Origin of the sequence: Pseudacidovorax intermedius, assembly GCF_003350475.1 — a bacterium.
Lineage (GTDB): Bacteria > Pseudomonadota > Gammaproteobacteria > Burkholderiales > Burkholderiaceae_C > Xenophilus > Xenophilus intermedius.
In genome coordinates this window covers 171,881-188,736 of record NZ_QQAV01000002.1, presented here as the reverse complement: position 1 = coordinate 188,736, position 16,856 = coordinate 171,881, and the positions used below count along the sequence as shown (strand labels likewise).

Below are 16,856 nucleotides of genomic sequence, written 5' to 3'. Positions count from 1 at the left end.
ATGCAGCAAGACCTCCACTTCCCCTCCCCGCCCCTGGCCCGCCGTCGCTGGCTGCAGCAGGCGCTGCTGTGCGCGCTGCCGGCGGTGGCACCGCCCGCGTGGGCGCAGGCCGCGGCCGCCGCCCCGCCCGGCCTGGCCTGCCTCGACCGCAGCGACTGGCCCGCCTTCGCCGCCCGTCACCTGCAGGCCGATGGCCGGATCGTGGACTTCGACACGCCGCGCCAGCAGTCGACCTCGGAAGGACAGTCCTACGGCCTCTTCTTTTCGCTGGTGCATGGCGACCGCGCCGCCTTCCGGCGCATCCTGGACTGGACCACCGCCAACCTGTGCGACGGGCAGCCCGACCGCCGCCTGCCGGCCTGGCAGTGGGGCCGGCGCGACGATGGCGGCTGGGGCGTGATCGATGTCAACCCTGCCTCCGACGCCGACCTGTGGATCGCCTATGCGCTGCTGGAGGCCGGGCGCCTGTGGCAGCAGCCGGCCTACACCACGCTCGCCCGCCAGATGCTGGTGCTGGTGATCCGCGAGGAAGTGGTGCGCCTGCCCGGCCTGGGCGCCATGCTGCTGCCCTGGCCGCGCGGCGTGGGCAAGGGCCCCGTGTGGCGGCTCAATGCCAGCTACATGCCCCTGCCCCTGCTGCGCCGGCTGGCCACCGAGAACCCGGCCGGCCCCTGGAGCGAGATCGCGCAGAACACGGTCCGCATGGTCGCCGCCACCTCGCCGCACGGCTTCGTGCCCGACTGGTGCGCCTGGAGCGAGGCCCGGCAGGCCTTCGTCACCGATCCCGAGAAGGGGGCGGAAGGCAGCTACGACGCCATCCGGGTGTACCTGTGGGCGGGCATGACGGCGACGGGCGACACGGGCCGGGCGCCGCTGCTGCATAGCCTGTACGGGCCCCGCGCCCTGCTGCAGTCCACCGGCCGCGTCGCCGAGCGGGTCGACACCGCCACCGGGACGGTCCGCGGCGATGGCCCGCCGGGCTTCTCGGCGGCGCTGCTGCCCTACCTGCGCGCCCTGGGCCATGAACAACTCGTGCAGGCCCGGCTGGCTTTCGTGAACCTGCGCACCGCCGCCGGCCAGCCGCTGCTGCCCTATTACGAACGCATGCTGCTGCTCTTCGGGCGTGGCTGGCTGGAAGGCCATTTCGCCTTCGACGCCAGCGGCCGGCTGCAGCCGAATCCTGCCCCGCCATGCCCCGCCAACGCCTGACCCCCTTCCCCGCGTCCCTGCGCACGCTGCCCGCCGCGCTGGGCCTCGTCTGCTCGCTGATGCCCGCCACCCCCGCCCGGGCCCAGTCGGACGCGGCCACGGCCCTCGTCGAGCAGGGCCGCTACTGGCAGGCCCTGGGCCGCAACGACTTGGCCGAGGAGAGCTGGCGCAAGCTGCTGCGGGTCGACCCGAACGCACCCGATGCGCTGGCCGGCATGGCGCAGCTCGAACTGGCGCGCGGCAATGCCGATGCGGCCCGCAGCTGGATCGAACGGTTGCGGGCCGCGCGGCCAGGCGATGGCCGGCTCGCGCGGCTGGACGAGCAGTTGCGCCGCCCCGCCGGTGCCCCGGCGCCCACCAACGACCTGCAGCGCGCCCGGGCCGCGGCACAGGCCGGCCGTACCGAGGAGGCCATCCGCCTGTACCGGGAGGTGATCGGCAACCAGCCGGTGCCCGAACCGCTCGCCCTGGAGTACTACCAGGTGCTGGGCGGTTCCGCCCAGAGCTGGGACGAAGGCCGGCGCGGCCTGGAGCAGCTGGTGCAGCGTAACCCGGGCAATGCCGCCTACAGGCTCGCCCTGGCACGCCTGCAGACCTACCGGGAGCCCAGCCGGCGCGAGGGCATCCGCAGCCTGGCCGAACTGGCGGGCCAGGGCGGCGACACGGCCACCGCCGCGCGGGAGGCTTGGCGCCAGGCCCTGATCTGGCTGGACGCACGGCCCAGCGACACGCCGCTGTACGAGCAGTACCTGTCCGGCCGCACCGATGAGGCGGTGAGCGCCCGCCTGGCCCGCCTGCGCGAAGGTGCGCAGGCCAGCACACAGGCCCAGCCGCTGGCACAAGGCTACCGCGCCCTGCAGCAGGGCGACGAGAACGCCGCCCAGGCCCGCTTCCAGGACGTGCTGCGCCAGAACCCGAACGACCCCGAAGCGCTGGGCGGCCTGGGCGTGGTGCGGCTACGCCAGCAGCGTTATGCCGAGGCGCGCCAACTGCTGGAGCGCGCCAGCCGCGGTGGCCAGGCCAGCCAGTGGGCGCAGGCCCTGCGTAGCGCGACCTACTGGCAGCAGGTGGGCGAGGCCCGGGCCGCGCGCGAACGCAACGACAGCGCGGCGGCGCGCCGCCTGTACGAACAGGCCACGCGCACCGACCCGGCCGAGCCCGTGGCCCGGCTCGGCCTGGCCGACCTCCAGCAGGCGGCGGGCGAACTCGGCGCCGCCGAAGAGAACTACCGCCGCGTGCTGCAGGCCCAGCCCGCCCAGGCGCAGGCCCTGGCGGGCCTGGTCACCGTCTACACCCGGCAGGGACGACAGGCCGATGCGCAGACCCTGCTGCAACGCCTGACGCCCGAACAGGTCGCGCAACTGGGCGACCTGTCGGCGCTGCGCGCCGAGCAGGCCCGCGCACAGGCGCAGCAGCAACTGGCGACGGGCGACACCGCCGGCGCCCAGCGCACGCTCGAGGACGCGCTGCTCGCCGCCCCCAACAGCCCGTGGGTGCGGCTGGACCTGGCCAACCTCTACCGCCGGGCCGGCCTGGTACCGCAGGCCCGCGCGGTGATGGACGGCCTGCTGATGAGCCAGCCCGACATGCCCGACGCGCTGTATGCGTCGGCCCTGCTGGCCGCCGACACCGGCGACGGACGTGCCGGCCTGCAGTACCTGGAGCGGATTCCCGCCGCACGCCGCACGCCGGCCATGGCCCAGTTGCAGCGTCGCCTCTTCGTGCAGGACAGGGCGGCCCAGGCCACCGCGCTGGCACGCCGCGGCCAGGTGCAGGCCGCGCGCGAACTTCTATCCGCCACCCAGTCCAGCCTTGGCGCCGACCTGCCGGCCGAACCCTGGAGCGAGCTGGCCGAGGCCTATGCCGAAATTGGCGACGCGCCGCGGGCGCTGGCCATGGGCCGGCAACTGCTCAGCCGCACGCCCAACCCCAGCGTGGCCGACCGCCTGCGCTACGGCCAGTTGCTGCTGGCCACGCGGCAGGACATCGAGCTCTCGGCCCTGCTGCGGCAAATGCAGGCGGGCGCGCTGACGGCCGCACAACGCCAGGACTTCGACGGACTGCGCAGCGCCTATGCGATCCGCCAGACCGACGCCCTGCGCCAGGTCGGCAATCTGGAGGCGGCCTACGCCATGCTCTCGCCGTTGCTGGCCGAACGCCCGGACGACGCGGGCGTGCTTGGCGCGCTGGCACGGCTGTACTCGGCCGCCCGCGACGAGCGTCAGGCGCTGGCGCTGTACCAGCGGGTGCTGCAGCGTCAGCCCACGGACCTCGACACCCTGCTGGCCGCCGCCGCCAGCGCCAGCGCGTTGCGCGACCACGACGACGCCCAGACCTATGTGCAGGCCGCCCTCAAGCAGGCCCCGGGCGAATCCCGTGTGCTGGCGGCGGCGGGCCGCGTCTACCGCAACGCGGGTGACAGCCGCCAGGCCGAGCAGTTCCTCGCCGCGGCCGTGCAGGCCGAAGCCCGGCAGGCCGGCCTGGCCACCGCACTGCCCGGCGCGGGCGGCGCGGCCCCGGCCAGTGCCAATCCGTTCGCGGGCATGACCGGCGCGACCGGCGGCGCAGCCGCCTGGCCCGGGGGCACGGGGACGCGCCCGGCACCTGCGGCCGTTGCCGCCTACATTCCGCCGCCGCTGAGCGCGGGCGCCGTCTACGCCTCGGCCGGTGCGTTGCCTGCGCCCCCAGCGGGCTGGTCGAGCGCAGCCGCCCCGGGAGCACTCCAGCCCGCCGCCGCACCCGCCTACGGCGCGAATGCCGGTGCCTGGCCGGCGGCGGTGGCGGGGGGCGACGTTCTGCAGCCCTGGCCCACCGGGCCCGCCGGATCGCCGCCGGGCGCGGCCTCCTCCGCCCCGGCGGCGAGCGGCGGGGTGGCCCATCGCCGGAGGGCAGCCGGCAGCGGTGGCGCCACCAACACCGCGACGGCGCCCTCCCAGACACCGCCGCCTGTGGCCACGGCGCCCGCCGCCTGGCCAGCCCCGGCCGGCACCAGTGCTGCCGCACCCTTGTGGCTGCCCGTTCCCGGCACGCCGGTGGCGGGCATCCCCTCACGCAGTCTTCCCATGGTGCAGGTACAGGCACGCGCCGACACCGACTGGCCCACGGCGCCCGTCACGCCCGCCCCAACAGCAGCCGTGGCCGCCACGCCGCTGCAGGCCGAACTGGCCGACCTTCAGAGCGCACGCAGCCCCAGCCTGAGCGTCGGCACGGTGTTGCGCGCCCGCGGCGGTGAATCGGGGCTGAGCCGGCTGAGCGATCTGCAGACGCCCATCGAGGCACGCTTTCCCGTCGGCGAAGGCAAGCTGGTGGTTAGCGCCACGCCCACGCTGCTGGACTCGGGCACGCCGGCGGCGGATTTCGCCACCGGCGCCCGCTTCGGCGGTGGGCCTCAGGCCACGCTCGCGCAGGCCTATGGCAGCGTGGCGCCGGCAGGTGCCCAGGATGCGGCAGGGGTTGGCCTGAGCGTGGGCTACGAGGGGCCGCAATTCAGCGCCAGCATTGGCACCACGCCGCTCGGCTTCGCCGAGACCAACGTCATCGGCAAGGTGGCGTACCAGGGCAGCTTTAACGACAGCCTCAGCTACAAGGCCGAGCTCTATCGCCGGCCTGTGACCGACAGCCTGCTGTCCTTCGCGGGCGCCAAGGACAGCCGCACCGGCGAGCGGTGGGGCGGCGTGGTCGCCAGCGGCGGCCGCTACGACATGACCTACGACAACGGCACCATGGGCATCTATGGCTATGCCGGTGCAGCCGCGCTCAACGGCACCGAGGTGCAGGACAACGCCCGCTTGGAGCTGGGCGCGGGCCTGTACTTCCACGTGCTCAAGAGCGCCGGCTCCTCGCTCACGGCCGGCGTCAACCTGGGGCTCATGCACTACGACAAGAACCTCAGCTATTTCACCTACGGCCACGGCGGCTACTTCAGCCCGCAGCGCTACTTCAGCCTGGCCTTCCCGGTCGCGTGGGAAGGCCGCAGCGACCGGCTGTCATGGCGGCTCAATGCCTCGCTGGGCGTGCAGTCGATCCAGCAGGATGCGGCGGACTACTTTCCGACAGACAGCACGCGCCAGACTGCCGCTGCCACCGCGCTGCGGCAGGCCTTCGCCGCCAATCTCTACACCGGCGTCCTCGACGCGCGCTATGCGGCCCAGAGCAACACCGGCCTCGCGTATGGGCTGGGTGCGGTGGTGGAGTACCAGGTATTGCCGCGGATGTTCCTGGGCGGGACCGTCAGCCTGAGCAACGCACGCAACTACCGCGAGTTCAGCGGCGGCGTGTACCTGCGCTACCTGTTCGATGGCGGCGACACCTTCGGCACAGGCGCCGGCCGCGGCAGTGGACCGTCGCCGCTCAGCTCGCCGTACACGCCGCTGCTGTGAGCACGGGCGGCTCTGCCGCAGGCGTCCGGTCAGCCGGTTTGCCGGCCGACGGCGGTCGGGCGGCGTGCTCGTCGATCGGCGCGCCAGCCGGCTGGCCTGCGGCGTCAGGCACAAAAAAGCCCCCGGACCACAAGTGTCCGGGGGCTTGGATCGACGCCCCGCTGGCGCGGGATGCCGACTGTCTGGTGCCGCTTGTCGGAATCGAACTGACGACCTACCGCTTACAAGGCGGGTGCTCTACCAACTGAGCTAAAGCGGCAAAGCCTGCGATTCTATCGAAAGGGTCGCGGGCCGATCACTTCACGCGCTTGAGCGCTGGCCGGCCTCCGCTGGGGGGCCGCGGCGGCTCGTCCGGCGGCGGCTCGATGGCGGCGGCCGACCCGCCCGGCTGGGATTCGGCGGCTTCGCCCACCAGATGCATGCCCGGCCGGGGCTCCGGCGTGGCCTGAGCCATTCCGGGCACGATGACCTCGCCCGCCTCGGACGCCTGCGCGTCGAGCGGCGGGAAGGCCATGCCCTGGCCGTTCTCCCGCGCATAGATGGCCACCACCCGTCCGATGGGGACGATGATGTCGCGCGCGGTGCCGGCGAAGCGGGCCTTGAACTCGATGAAGTCGTTGCCGATCTTCAGCGAGCTGGTCGCGTCGTAGCTGATGTTCAGCACGATCTCGCCGTTCTTGACGTACTCGCGCGGGACCTGGACGGTCTCGTCCACCACGACCGCGATGTACGGTGTGAAGCCATGGTCGGTGCACCATTCGTAGAGCGCACGCAACAGGTACGGCCGCAGCGATGTGGATTCGAGGGCGCTGATCATGAATGGCGCGTCGTTCTCTCTTGCCGTCGCCGCGCGCTTACTTGCGCATCACCTTCTCGGAAGGCGTCAGCGCCTCGATGTAGGCGGGGCGCGAGAAGATGCGCTCGGCGTACTTCAGCAGCGGCGCGGCGTTCTTGCTCAGGTCGATGCCGTAGTAGTCCAGGCGCCACAGCAGCGGGGCGATGGCCACGTCGAGCATGGAGAAGTTCTCGCCCAGCATGTACTTGTTCTTGAGGAACACCGGGGCCAGCTGCGTCAGGCGGTCACGAATGTGCGAGCGGGCCTTCTCGATGGCCTTGTCGTTGCCCTTGGCGCCGCGGTTCTCGAGCGTCGAGACGTGGACGAACAATTCCTTCTCGAAGTTCAGCAGGAACAGGCGAACGCGGGCGCGGTCGACCGGGTCGCCGGGCATCAGCTGGGGATGCGGGAAGCGCTCGTCGATGTACTCGTTGATGATGTTCGACTCGTACAGGATCAGGTCGCGCTCGACCAGGATCGGCACCTGCCCGTACGGGTTCATCACGCTGATGTCCTCGGGCTTGTTGTAGAGGTCGACGTCACGGATTTCGAAGTCCATGCCCTTTTCGAACAGCACGAAGCGGCAGCGGTGGGAGAAAGGGCAGGTCGTTCCGGAATACAGCACCATCATGGCGAAAGGCTCCAAAAAATCAAAAAAGAGTGGGCCGCTTGAGCAGCCCACTCTGTACGTTCACGCACCCGGCAAGCCCGGGCCACGCCGTCCGCGTCCTCTCTACTTCACGTCCTTCCAGAACGCGGCATTGAGACGCCAGACGAAGACCAGCGACACCGCCAGGAACAGCAACACCCACACGCCGACGCGCACACGGGTGTTCTGCGCGGGCTCTGCCATCCACTGCAGGTAGTTAACCAGGTCGCCAACGGCCTGGTCGAACTGCAGGGGCGTCATCTTGCCCGGCTTGACCTGCTCCCAGCCCTTGAGCACCTCGGTTTCGTGGCCGTGCTGCTCCACCTTGTCATAGACCGGGCGGCGCTCGCCCTGGAGTTCCCACAGCACGTTGGGCATGCCCACGCTCGGGAAAGCCAGGTTGTTCCAGCCGGTTGCCTTGGTGTCGTCGCGGTAGTAGGTGCGCAGGTAGGTGTAGAGGTAGTCGGCACCGGTGCCATTGTGACCTGCGCGCGAACGCGCCACCAAAGTGAGGTCGGGCGGGGTGCCGCCGAACCATTCCTTGGCCTGTCGGGCATCGATGTTGGCCTTCATCGTGTCACCCACCTTTTCGGTGGTGAACAGCAGATTGTCCTTGATCTGCTGTTCGGAGAGGCCGATGTCCTGCAGGCGGTTGTAGCGCATGAAGGCGGCCGAGTGGCAGTTGAGGCAGTAATTGACGAAAAGCTTGGCGCCGTTCTGCAGCGAAGCCAGGTCGTTGGTGCGCACCGGCGCCTTGTCCCAGGCGATGCCGCCTTCGGCCGCCAGGGCGCCAGTGGCAAGGCCCAGCGCCATCATCAGCGAGAGGATCAGTTTCTTCATGGGGATGCTTCTCCGGCGGCTCGGTCAGTGCGCGGCAAAGGTCACGCGCTCGGGCACGGGCTTGAACTCGCCCAGGCGGGTCCACCACGGCATGAGCAGGAAGAAGCCGAAATAGAACAGCGTACCGACCTGCGACACGCGCTCGCCGATGGGAGACGGCGGCTGCACACCCAGATAGGCCAGCACCACGAAGACGACGACGAACACGCCGTAGAGGTACTTGTGCCAGGAAGGACGGTAGCGGATCGACTTCACCGGGCTCTTGTCCAGCCAGGGCAGGAAGAACAGGATGATCACGGCGCCGCCCATGACAACAACGCCCCAGAACTTGGCGTCGATGGACAGCATCATCGCGCAGGCGATGACGGCCGCCACCACCACGGCGATCTTGGCGACGCTGGCCATGCGCGTCTTCCAGACGCCGAACACCGCGGCACCGACGACGCAGGCGATGAGCGCGTACATCATCTCGCTGGTGATGGCACGCAGCATCGAATAGAAGGGCGTGAAGTACCAGACCGGGGCGATGTGGTTGGGCGTCTTGAGCGGGTCGGCCGGGATGAAGTTGTTGTACTCCAGGAAGTAGCCGCCCATTTCCGGCGCGAAGAAGATCACCGCCGTGAACACGATCAGGAACATCACGACCGCGAAGATGTCGTGCACCGTGTAGTACGGGTGGAACGGGATGCCGTCCAGCGGCCGGCCCTGCGCGTCCTTGTTGGCCTTGATTTCGATGCCGTCGGGGTTGTTGGAACCCACGTCATGCAGCGCCAGCAGGTGCGCCACCACCAGCCCCAGCAGCACCAGCGGCACCGCGATCACGTGGAAGCTGAAGAAGCGATTGAGGGTGGCGTCGCTCACCACGTAGTCGCCACGGATCAGCAGCGCCAGGTCTGGGCCGATGAAGGGAATCGCGGAGAACAGGTTCACGATCACCTGCGCGCCCCAGTAGGACATCTGGCCCCAGGGCAGCAGGTAGCCCATGAAGGCCTCGGCCATCAGGCACAGGAAAATCGCGCAGCCGAAGATCCAGACCAGCTCGCGCGGCTTGCGGTAGCTGCCGTAGAGCAGGCCGCGGAACATGTGCAGGTACACCACCACGAAGAAGGCCGAGGCGCCGGTGGAGTGCATGTAGCGGATCAGCCAGCCCCAGGGCACGTCGCGCATGATGTACTCGACCGACGCGAAAGCCTGCGTCGCATCCGGCTTGTAGTGCATCACCAGGAAGATGCCGGTGACGATCTGGATGACCAGCACCAGCAGCGCCAGCGAGCCGAAGATGTACCAGAAGTTGAAGTTCTTCGGCGCGTAGTACTCCGACATGTGGACGCGGTAGGCGTCGAAGGCGGTCGGGAAGCGGTTGTGCAGCCAGTTGCCCAGCTTGGCGCCCGCGGGGGCGTTGGGCGAGATGTCCTTGAATTCGGCCATGGGTGTCTCCTCCCGCTCAGGCGTTGGCGTTGCCGTCTTCGCCGATCAACAGGCGCGTGTCCGACAGGTACTTGTGCGGAGGAACGGGCAGGTTGTCGGGCGCGGGCTTGTTCTTGAACACGCGGCCGGCCAGGTCGAAGGTCGAGCCGTGGCAGGGGCAGAGGAAACCGCCCTGCCAGTCGTCGGGCAGCGAGGGCTGAGGACCCGCCTGCAGCTTGTCGGTGGGCGAGCAGCCCAGGTGGGTGCAGATGCCGACCACCACCAGCACCTCCGGCTTGATCGAGCGGTTCTCGTTCTGGGCGTATTTCGGCGTGAATTCGGACGGATTGCGCTTGGACAGTGGATCGGCGAGCTGCGGATCGAGCTTGGGTAATTCGGCGATCTGCGCGGGCGAGCGCTTGAGGATCCAGACGGGCTTGCCACGCCATTCGACCGTGATCTTTTCGCCGACCTGCAGGCCGCCGATGTCGACCTCGACCGGCGCGCCAGCCGCCTTGGCCTTTTCGGACGGCTGGAAGGTGCTCACGAAGGGAATCGCTGTGGCAACCCCACCCACAGCGCCGGCACAGCCGGATGCAATCAGCCAGGTCCGCTTGCTGGCGTCGACCCGCTTCGGGCCGACCGGGATATCACTCATGGGGGTTCCTCGATGTACTTGTGGGCTGTGCCGGGTCAACAAACAATTTTAGCGGAGGGGTTTTAGGTGCTTCAACGCGGGACACCCCCGATATCCAAGCCCCGCCGCCGCCCGTCGCCGAACAAAAAAGGCGCGACGGCCACAGCGGCGATTCAGTCCTGCCCTGGGGTTCAACGCCCATCCGACTCCCTATACTTTCCTCTAAAGTGTTAACACACATGGGAAAGGAGAAACGTTTCATGAGCTTTTTCAGCGAGTTCCGCGAGTTCGCGGTCAAGGGCAATGTGGTCGACCTGGCCGTGGGCGTGATCATCGGGGGCGCATTCGGAAAGATCGTCGACTCTCTGGTGGGCGATGTGATCATGCCGCTGGTCGGCCTGATCTTTGGACGACTCGATTTCTCCAACCTCTATGTCGTGCTCGGCACGATACCTGCCGGCGTCGCGAATACCTTGGCCGATCTCAAGAAAGCCGGTGTTCCCGTGCTGGCCTACGGCAACTTCCTGACGATCGTCGTCAACTTCGTCATTCTGGCCTTCGTGATCTTCACGATGGTCAAGCAGATCAACCGGCTGCGCCGCGAAAAGGCGGAACCGGCCGCGGCCGCGCCTGCCGCGCCGCCGGAAGACATCGTGCTGCTGCGCGAGATCCGCGACAGCCTGGCACGTCGCTGACGAGTCCTCTGCCCAGGTTGCCCGCGCGGTACCTGGGCGCCGGCCCCGGCTCGCCGGTCGGGAATGCCTTCTCAGCAGCCCGCCAAGCTGCGCGCCATCCGCACGGCGGCGATCAGGCTGTCGGCCTTTGCGATGCCCTGGCCGGCGATGTCGAAGGCGGTGCCGTGGTCTGGGCTGGTTCGCACGAAAGGCAGGCCCAGCGTCACGTTGACGCCGGTCTCCACGCCGAGGTACTTCACCGGGATGAGCCCCTGATCGTGGTACATCGCGATCACGGCGTCGAACTCGCCTGCGGCCTGGCCCGGCCGGCGGCGGGCGCGCATGAACACCGTGTCCGGCGCGAAGGGGCCGAAGGCCTCGATGCCCTCGGCGCGCGCGTCGGCCACCGCCGGGGCGATCTGCTCGATTTCCTCCCGGCCGAACAGGCCGCCCTCCCCGGCATGCGGATTGAGGCCCGCCACGGCGATGCGTGGCACGCGGCCCAGCATGCGGGCCAACGACGCATGCGTGATGCGCAGCGTCTGCAGCACGCCGCCGCGGCTCAGGCGATCGATGGCCTCGCGCAACGACACATGGATGCTGACCAGCACGGTGCGCAGTTCGTCGTTGGCCAGCATCATCCGCACCGGGACTTGCTCGATGCTCACGCCTTGGAAGGCCGCGGCCTCGGCCTGGAGCAGTTCGGTGTGGCCCGGAAAACCGTAGCCGGCCGCAGACAGCGCCTCCTTGTGCAGGGGGGCCGTCACCATGGCCGCGATCTCCTGGCGCAGCGCAGCGCGCGCCGCCCACTCGACAGCAACGCCCGCGCTGCGGCCCGCTTCGGCCGTGATACAGCCATAGTCTGGCGGCACCAGCGATGTGCCGACCTGCAGCACGGGAATGCATCGAGGCGGCACGGCCAGCGCATCAGCCGGTCGCTCGATCTGCGCGACGGGCCAGGCCAGGCCCTGCGGACCGGCCATCAATCGGGCAGCACGGCGCATCACGGCGACATCGCCGGCGACGAAGCAATGCCGCAGCGCATCCGGCGCCTCCTGCCAGGCACGCACGATGATCTCCGGACCGATGCCGGCCGGGTCGCCCTGGGTGATCGCCAGGATGGAAGATGGATCAGGGGCCAGCATGGCGCGCGACTCAGGCCGGGTTGTCGACGTCGATGAACTCATGCACCAGCCCGAGTTGCGCCGCCACATGGGCGGCAGCGGCGGGCGCGCCGTAGCGTTCGGTCGCATGGTGGCCGCAGGCGAGAAAGGCCACGCCCGACTCGCGGGCGTAGTGCGCCTGGGGCTCCGAGATCTCGCCGGTGATGAAGGCATCGGCCCCGGCAGCGATGGCCGCCTCGAAAAAGCCCTGCGCGCCGCCGGTGCACCAGGCGATCCGCCGCAGCGGCCGGCCATCGCCAGGGATGGCGGTGACGCGCCGCTCCAGCCGCGCCTCGATGTGCAGGGCCAGTTCCTGCGCGCTCTCGAATTGCAGTCCTGCCCCCGGGGCGCCGAGCCAGCCCAGGTCCTGTTCGCCGAATCGCTGCGGCTGCGGGATCAGCCCCAGCTGCCTGCCCAACTGCGCGTTGTTGCCCAGCTCGGCATGGGCATCCAGCGGCAGGTGATAGGCAAGAAGGTTCACGTCATGGCCGATCAGCAGGCCCAGGCGCTGGCGCATCCATCCGGTCACCCGCCCGTCCTGGCCACGCCAGAACAGGCCGTGGTGGACGAACAAGGCATCCGCGCCTGCCGCGATGCCTGCCTCGATGAAGGCGCGACTGGCGGTCACGCCGGAGACGATCTTGCGGATCTCGCCCCGCCCTTCCACCTGGAGGCCGTTGGGCCCGTAGTCCTTGAACCGTTCGGGCGACAGCAGCTCGTCGAAGGCGTGCAGCAGGGCGGATCGCGTGATGCTCATGCGCGCATTGTCGCGGGCCGCATGGCATGGCCGCGCGCGGCCAGTGGCAACCAGGCCAGCACGAAGCCCAGCACCGCGAGCGCACCGACATAGTGGGCGGGCGCCATCAGGTCGCGCTGCAGCCAGAGCGTCAGGATCACGGGCGTCAGCCCGCCGAAGATGGCGTACGACATGTTGTAGGCAAACGACAGGCCCGAGAAGCGCACCGGCGCCGGAAAGGCGCGCACCCCGGCGATCGGCACCGTGGCGATGGTGCCCACGAACAGGCCAACGAGCCCGTAGTGCCAGAAGAGCGAAGCGGTGGTGCCCGGCAGGCCGGTGTAGAAGAGATAGGCCGTGATGAACAGACCGGCCCAGCCGACCAGCATGGTCGGCCTGGTGCCGAAGCGGTCGCAGGCCCAGCCGATGACGACGCAGCCCAGGGTCAGCGTCAGCGTGGCCAGGGCATTGGCCTCCAGCGCGATGGCCGCAGGAATGTGGTGCACCTTCTGCAGGTAGGTGGGCGTGTACAGCACCACCACCACGATGGCGGCGGACAGCACCCAGGTCAGCAGTGCCACGAAGAAGACGGGGCCGCGGTGGTCGCGCACGATGGTCTTGAGGGGCAGCTCGGCTGCCACATGGCGACGCTGTGCCAGCTCCTGGAACACCGGGGTCTCATGCAGAAAGCGGCGCAGGTACACCGACACCAGGCCGAACACGCCACCCAGGATGAAGGGAATGCGCCAGGCGAAGTCGCTCACCTCCGCCGGCACGTAATGGGTGTTGATGGCCACGGCCACCAGCGAGCCGAGCAGGATGCCGCCGGTGATGCCGGCCGTCAGCGTGCCCACGCCCAGCCCGTAGCGCTGCGACGGCACGTGCTCGCCGATGAACACCCAGGCGCCCGGCATCTCACCGCCGATCGCGGCGCCCTGCAGCACGCGCATGAGCAACAGCAGCAGCGGTGCCGCCACGCCGATGGCAGCGTAGGTGGGCAACAGGCCGATCACCAGCGTCGGTACCGCCATGAGGAAGATCGACAGCGTAAACATCCGCTTGCGGCCAAGCAGGTCGCCGAAATGCGCGATGACAATGCCACCGACCGGACGGGCCAGGTAGCCCGCCGCGAAGATGCCGAAGGTCTGCAACTGGCGCAGCCAGTCGGGCATCTCCGCCGGGAAGAACAGCGCCCCAATGACCGTCGCGAAGAAGACGTAGATGACGAAGTCGTAGAACTCGAGCGTGCCGCCCAGCGCCGAGAGGGCGAGCGTCTTGTAGTCGCGCGCGGTGAGCGCACGCGGACCGGCGGAAGGGGATGCAGAGGACATGGCAGAGCAATGCAGCGGAGACGGCCGCCGGCCGGTGCGTCCGACACAGGACACGGAAGGTGAGAGAAGACAGCGAGGGCGTCGACAGGCGTGAGACACGGACAACCGGATGGGTTGCGCAGGCCACTGTCGGGGCGGCCGGATAGGCCGAGACCGGAGATTTTAGGGTTTACCCCTGGCTTCGAGCCGCAACGGGGTCTTGTCCGACGTCGAATCAAAAGTCGGTTCCGACCGTTGGGAGACAATTCCGGGCCGGCGGAACCCTCCGCCTTCCCTCTGCCACAGCACCCCTCCTCTCTCCTCATGAAGCGCATTTGGCTGCTCTTTGCACAGGCCGTGACCGTCCTGCTCGCGGGCTATTTCGTCGTCGCCACCCTCAAGCCCGAATGGGTCCGGCGAGGCAGCACCTCCCTGGGCGGCGTCGTCTCCATCATCGAGGCGCCCGCCTCGGCGCCGGCCGCGCCGGCGCCCGGCAGCTTTGCGGCAGCCGCGCAGAAGGCGGCGCCCGCGGTCGTCAGCATCAACACCAGCAAGGCAGCGCCGCGGCATCCGCGCTCGAACGATCCCTGGTTCCGCTTCTTCTTCGGCGACCAGGACAACGAGCAGCCCCAGGTCGGCCTGGGCAGCGGCGTGATCGTCAGCGCGGACGGCTACATCCTGACCAACAACCATGTGGTCGAGGGCGCCGACGAGATCGAGGTCACCCTGAACGACGGCCGGCACGCCAGCGGCCGCCTGATCGGCACCGACCCCGACACCGACCTGGCGGTCATCCGCATCGCGCTGGACAAGCTGCCGGTGATCGTGCTCGGCAACTCGGATGCGCTACTCGTGGGCGACCAGGTGCTGGCCATCGGCAACCCCTTCGGCGTCGGACAGACGGTGACCAGCGGCATCGTATCGGCGCTGGGCCGCAACCAGCTCGGCATCAACACCTTCGAGAACTTCATCCAGACGGATGCCGCCATCAACCCCGGCAACTCCGGCGGCGCGCTGATCGACACCGAGGGCAATCTGCAGGGCATCAACACCGCCATCTATTCGCGCTCGGGCGGCAGCATGGGCATCGGCTTCGCCATTCCCGTGTCCACGGCCAAGCAGGTGCTCGAAGGCATCGTGAAGGATGGCCGCGTCACCCGCGGATGGATCGGCGTCGAGCCCGCCACGCTCACGCCCGAGATGGCCGAGACCTTCGGCGTCAAGGCGACCCAGGGCGTGATCATCACGGGCGTGCTGCAGAACGCGCCCGCCGCGCAGGCCGGCATTCGGCCGGGCGACGTGATCACCGGTGTGGGCGACAAGGCCATCGGCAATGTGCAGGAACTGCTGACTGCCGTGGCCGGGCTCAAGCCGGGCACGGCCAGCCGCTTCCAGGTTCAGCGCGGCAACGACCGGATCGAGGTCGACGTCACCGCCGGAACAAGGCCGGCCACGCCGGTGCGGCGGCGCCAGGCCGAATAGCAGGGGAGCGAATCGAGGGAAGCTGATCGGGTCGACGGCGCATCCGCGCCGCCACCTTGATCACCCCTTGTCGAAAGGCGTGCTTCCCAAGACGGCAGGCAGCGTGCGCCGCCCGCCGAATCGCCGAATCGCCGTGCCTATTGACCGGCCGATTTCGCCTCTTCGCTTGCGGCCTCTTCGGGCGGCCGCGTGGCGTTGGAGAAGTACCGCGCGGCAACGATGCCGATCTCATACAGCACGCACATCGGCACGGCCAGTGCGAGCTGCGAGATGACGTCGGGCGGCGTCACGACCGCGGCCACCACGAAGGACAGCACGATGAAGTAGCCACGGAAGCTGCGCAGCTTTTCGATGGTCACCATCTCGAATCGCACCAGCAGCATCACCACGATAGGCACCTGGAATGCGAGGCCGAAGGCGATGTACAGCGAAAGGATGGACTCCACGTACGAAGAGATGTCGGGCGTGGCCGCCACCGAAGCCGGCGTGAAGCGCTGGATGAAGGCGAACATCTTGTCCAGCACAAAGAACTGCACGAAGGCGATGCCCGCGTAAGCGAGGAAGCTGCCGAAGATGATCAGCGGCAGGGCAAAGCGCTTCTCATGGCTGTACAGGCCTGGGGCCACGAAAGCCCAGACCTGGTACATGAGCCAGGGCAGCGCCAGCAGCACGGCCGCCATGGCCAGTACCTTCAAAGGCACGAAGAAGGGCGAGAACACACCGACGGCGATCAGCTTGGCATCGGGGGGCATGTGCGCCTTGATGGGCATGGCGATCCAGTCGATCAGCCCCCCGGGTCCCGGCCAGACCGCCAGCAGTGCCGCGGCCAGCGCGATGCCGTAGATGCAGTAGAGCAGCCGGTCGCGCAGCTCGGTCAGGTGGGCAACGAATGGCTGCTCCGTGCCTGCAAGCTCGTCTTCTTTGTCGTGGGAGGGAGAGTCAGCCATCAGAGGTCACCGCGTGGCCGGAATCGGGCGCACAAATGAACGGAAAAGAAAAAAGCCGCGGAGCCGGGTCGGTACCGTACGGCCTCCGCGGCTCAGGCGCCGGGCCGTGGCCGATGACGGGCCACGCGAGCGGCGCCGGACTGCGCGCGGCTGCGAACCTTGTTGCGCGCCTTGTACCAGTGGGGAACGGCGCCCTGCTTGAGGCGCCAGTTCTTCTTCGGATGGCGGTAGACGGGGTAGACCGGCGTCGCCTCGTACGAGGTGGCCGGCGTGACGGTGTCCAGACCGGAGAGGTCGTTGTGCACGTCCTGCGCGCCGTCGCGGATGCTCTGCTCCACGTCACGCGCCGCGCCTTCGACGCTGTCCTTCATCTTGCGCAGCTCATCCAGCTCCATGGAGCGGTTGACCTCTGCCTTGACGTCGTTGACATAGCGCTGCGCCTTGCCGAGCAGCGTGCCAACCGTCCGCGCCACGCGCGGCAGCTTCTCGGGGCCGATCACGACCAGCGCAACGGCGCCGATCAGCGCCATCTTCGAAATGCCCAGATCGATCACCGGCGTGCCCCTCGCTCAGGAATTGCGCGCAGCA

The 16,856-nt window shown here is 69.0% G+C and carries 14 protein-coding genes and 1 tRNA gene; 4 read left to right on the top strand and 11 right to left on the bottom strand.

Annotated elements, in window-relative coordinates; translation table 11 throughout:
- Both bcsZ and DFR41_RS07515 read left to right on the top strand, forming a co-directional pair.
- The gene (gene bcsZ, locus DFR41_RS07520) at positions 1-1,209 is read left to right on the top strand and encodes a cellulose synthase complex periplasmic endoglucanase BcsZ (RefSeq protein WP_114802307.1); all 1,209 of its coding nucleotides are present in this window, start codon (positions 1-3) and stop codon (positions 1,207-1,209) included.
- The gene (locus DFR41_RS07515) at positions 1,191-5,588 is read left to right on the top strand and encodes a cellulose biosynthesis protein BcsC (protein WP_114802306.1); all 4,398 of its coding nucleotides are present in this window, start codon (positions 1,191-1,193) and stop codon (positions 5,586-5,588) included. The genes bcsZ and DFR41_RS07515 overlap by 19 nt, the downstream gene beginning before the upstream one ends.
- A 183-nt stretch (positions 5,589-5,771) precedes the next feature.
- Here the strand turns inward: DFR41_RS07515 and DFR41_RS07510 are convergent.
- From DFR41_RS07510 to petA, 6 genes are all read right to left on the bottom strand, one after another.
- A tRNA-Thr gene (locus tag DFR41_RS07510) sits at positions 5,772-5,847 on the bottom strand.
- A 36-nt stretch (positions 5,848-5,883) separates the two neighbouring features.
- Positions 5,884-6,405 carry a ClpXP protease specificity-enhancing factor gene (locus DFR41_RS07505; RefSeq protein ID WP_114802305.1) on the bottom strand — a complete coding sequence of 174 codons (522 nt, stop codon included), beginning with the start codon at positions 6,403-6,405 and terminating at the stop codon, positions 5,884-5,886.
- A 37-nt stretch (positions 6,406-6,442) separates the two neighbouring features.
- Positions 6,443-7,054 carry a glutathione S-transferase N-terminal domain-containing protein gene (locus tag DFR41_RS07500; protein WP_017761645.1) on the bottom strand — a complete coding sequence of 204 codons (612 nt, stop codon included), beginning with the start codon at positions 7,052-7,054 and terminating at the stop codon, positions 6,443-6,445.
- A 102-nt stretch (positions 7,055-7,156) separates the two neighbouring features.
- Positions 7,157-7,912, bottom strand: coding sequence for a cytochrome c1 (locus DFR41_RS07495; RefSeq protein ID WP_017761644.1), 756 nt, complete (start codon positions 7,910-7,912; stop codon positions 7,157-7,159).
- Positions 7,913-7,936: 24 nt separating this feature from the next.
- A complete protein-coding gene (locus tag DFR41_RS07490) occupies positions 7,937-9,340 on the bottom strand; it encodes a cytochrome b (RefSeq protein WP_114802304.1) in 1,404 nt (467 codons plus the stop codon).
- A 16-nt stretch (positions 9,341-9,356) separates the two neighbouring features.
- Positions 9,357-9,977, bottom strand: a complete 621-nt coding sequence (petA, locus tag DFR41_RS07485) for a ubiquinol-cytochrome c reductase iron-sulfur subunit (RefSeq protein WP_017761012.1) — start codon at positions 9,975-9,977, stop codon at positions 9,357-9,359.
- A 239-nt stretch (positions 9,978-10,216) separates the two neighbouring features.
- On the opposite strand from petA, the gene mscL reads away from it, so the two are divergent.
- On the top strand, positions 10,217-10,651 hold the full coding sequence (gene mscL / locus DFR41_RS07480) for a large conductance mechanosensitive channel protein MscL (protein WP_017761013.1): 435 nt from the start codon (positions 10,217-10,219) through the stop codon (positions 10,649-10,651).
- Between the two features lie 71 nt (positions 10,652-10,722).
- Here the strand turns inward: mscL and pdxA are convergent, their stop codons facing one another.
- From pdxA to DFR41_RS07465, 3 genes are read right to left on the bottom strand one after another with little or no spacing between them, the layout of a single operon-like run.
- A complete protein-coding gene (gene pdxA / locus DFR41_RS07475; protein WP_017761014.1) occupies positions 10,723-11,775 on the bottom strand; it encodes a 4-hydroxythreonine-4-phosphate dehydrogenase PdxA in 1,053 nt (350 codons plus the stop codon).
- Between the two features lie 10 nt (positions 11,776-11,785).
- Complete coding sequence (locus DFR41_RS07470; RefSeq protein WP_114802303.1) at positions 11,786-12,550, bottom strand: Nif3-like dinuclear metal center hexameric protein; 765 nt, start codon at positions 12,548-12,550, stop codon at positions 11,786-11,788.
- Complete coding sequence (locus tag DFR41_RS07465; RefSeq protein ID WP_114802302.1) at positions 12,547-13,860, bottom strand: MFS transporter; 1,314 nt, start codon at positions 13,858-13,860, stop codon at positions 12,547-12,549. Before DFR41_RS07465 ends, DFR41_RS07470 begins: the two co-directional genes overlap by 4 nt.
- Before the next feature lie 303 nt (positions 13,861-14,163).
- Between DFR41_RS07465 and DFR41_RS07460 the strand changes: the two genes are divergently transcribed.
- Positions 14,164-15,321, top strand: coding sequence for a S1C family serine protease (locus tag DFR41_RS07460; RefSeq protein ID WP_017761017.1), 1,158 nt, complete (start codon positions 14,164-14,166; stop codon positions 15,319-15,321).
- A 137-nt stretch (positions 15,322-15,458) separates the two neighbouring features.
- On the opposite strand, the gene tatC is transcribed toward DFR41_RS07460, so the two are convergent.
- The gene (gene tatC / locus DFR41_RS07455) at positions 15,459-16,268 is read right to left on the bottom strand and encodes a twin-arginine translocase subunit TatC (RefSeq protein ID WP_017761018.1); all 810 of its coding nucleotides are present in this window, start codon (positions 16,266-16,268) and stop codon (positions 15,459-15,461) included.
- A gap of 92 nt (positions 16,269-16,360) precedes the next feature.
- Positions 16,361-16,822 (bottom strand): Sec-independent protein translocase protein TatB, encoded by a 462-nt coding sequence (gene tatB, locus DFR41_RS07450; RefSeq protein WP_017761019.1) that lies wholly within the window; start codon positions 16,820-16,822, stop codon positions 16,361-16,363.
- Positions 16,823-16,856: the final 34 nt, after the last annotated feature.

Bases quoted from the DNA above. Each gene is read 5' to 3' on its own strand.
- tatC (WP_017761018.1), bottom strand. From the start codon at position 16,268: ATGGCTGACTCTCCCTCCCACGACAAAGAAGACGAGCTTGCAGGCACG.
- bcsZ (WP_114802307.1), top strand. From the start codon at position 1: ATGCAGCAAGACCTCCACTTCCCCTCCCCGCCCCTGGCCCGCCGTCGC.
- DFR41_RS07495 (WP_017761644.1), bottom strand. From the start codon at position 7,912: ATGAAGAAACTGATCCTCTCGCTGATGATGGCGCTGGGCCTTGCCACT.
- DFR41_RS07465 (WP_114802302.1), bottom strand. From the start codon at position 13,860: ATGTCCTCTGCATCCCCTTCCGCCGGTCCGCGTGCGCTCACCGCGCGC.
- DFR41_RS07515 (WP_114802306.1), top strand. From the start codon at position 1,191: ATGCCCCGCCAACGCCTGACCCCCTTCCCCGCGTCCCTGCGCACGCTG.
- DFR41_RS07460 (WP_017761017.1), top strand. From the start codon at position 14,164: ATGAAGCGCATTTGGCTGCTCTTTGCACAGGCCGTGACCGTCCTGCTC.
- petA (WP_017761012.1), bottom strand. From the start codon at position 9,977: ATGAGTGATATCCCGGTCGGCCCGAAGCGGGTCGACGCCAGCAAGCGG.
- pdxA (WP_017761014.1), bottom strand. From the start codon at position 11,775: ATGCTGGCCCCTGATCCATCTTCCATCCTGGCGATCACCCAGGGCGAC.
- DFR41_RS07500 (WP_017761645.1), bottom strand. From the start codon at position 7,054: ATGATGGTGCTGTATTCCGGAACGACCTGCCCTTTCTCCCACCGCTGC.
- DFR41_RS07470 (WP_114802303.1), bottom strand. From the start codon at position 12,550: ATGAGCATCACGCGATCCGCCCTGCTGCACGCCTTCGACGAGCTGCTG.
- mscL (WP_017761013.1), top strand. From the start codon at position 10,217: ATGAGCTTTTTCAGCGAGTTCCGCGAGTTCGCGGTCAAGGGCAATGTG.
- DFR41_RS07505 (WP_114802305.1), bottom strand. From the start codon at position 6,405: ATGATCAGCGCCCTCGAATCCACATCGCTGCGGCCGTACCTGTTGCGT.
- DFR41_RS07490 (WP_114802304.1), bottom strand. From the start codon at position 9,340: ATGGCCGAATTCAAGGACATCTCGCCCAACGCCCCCGCGGGCGCCAAG.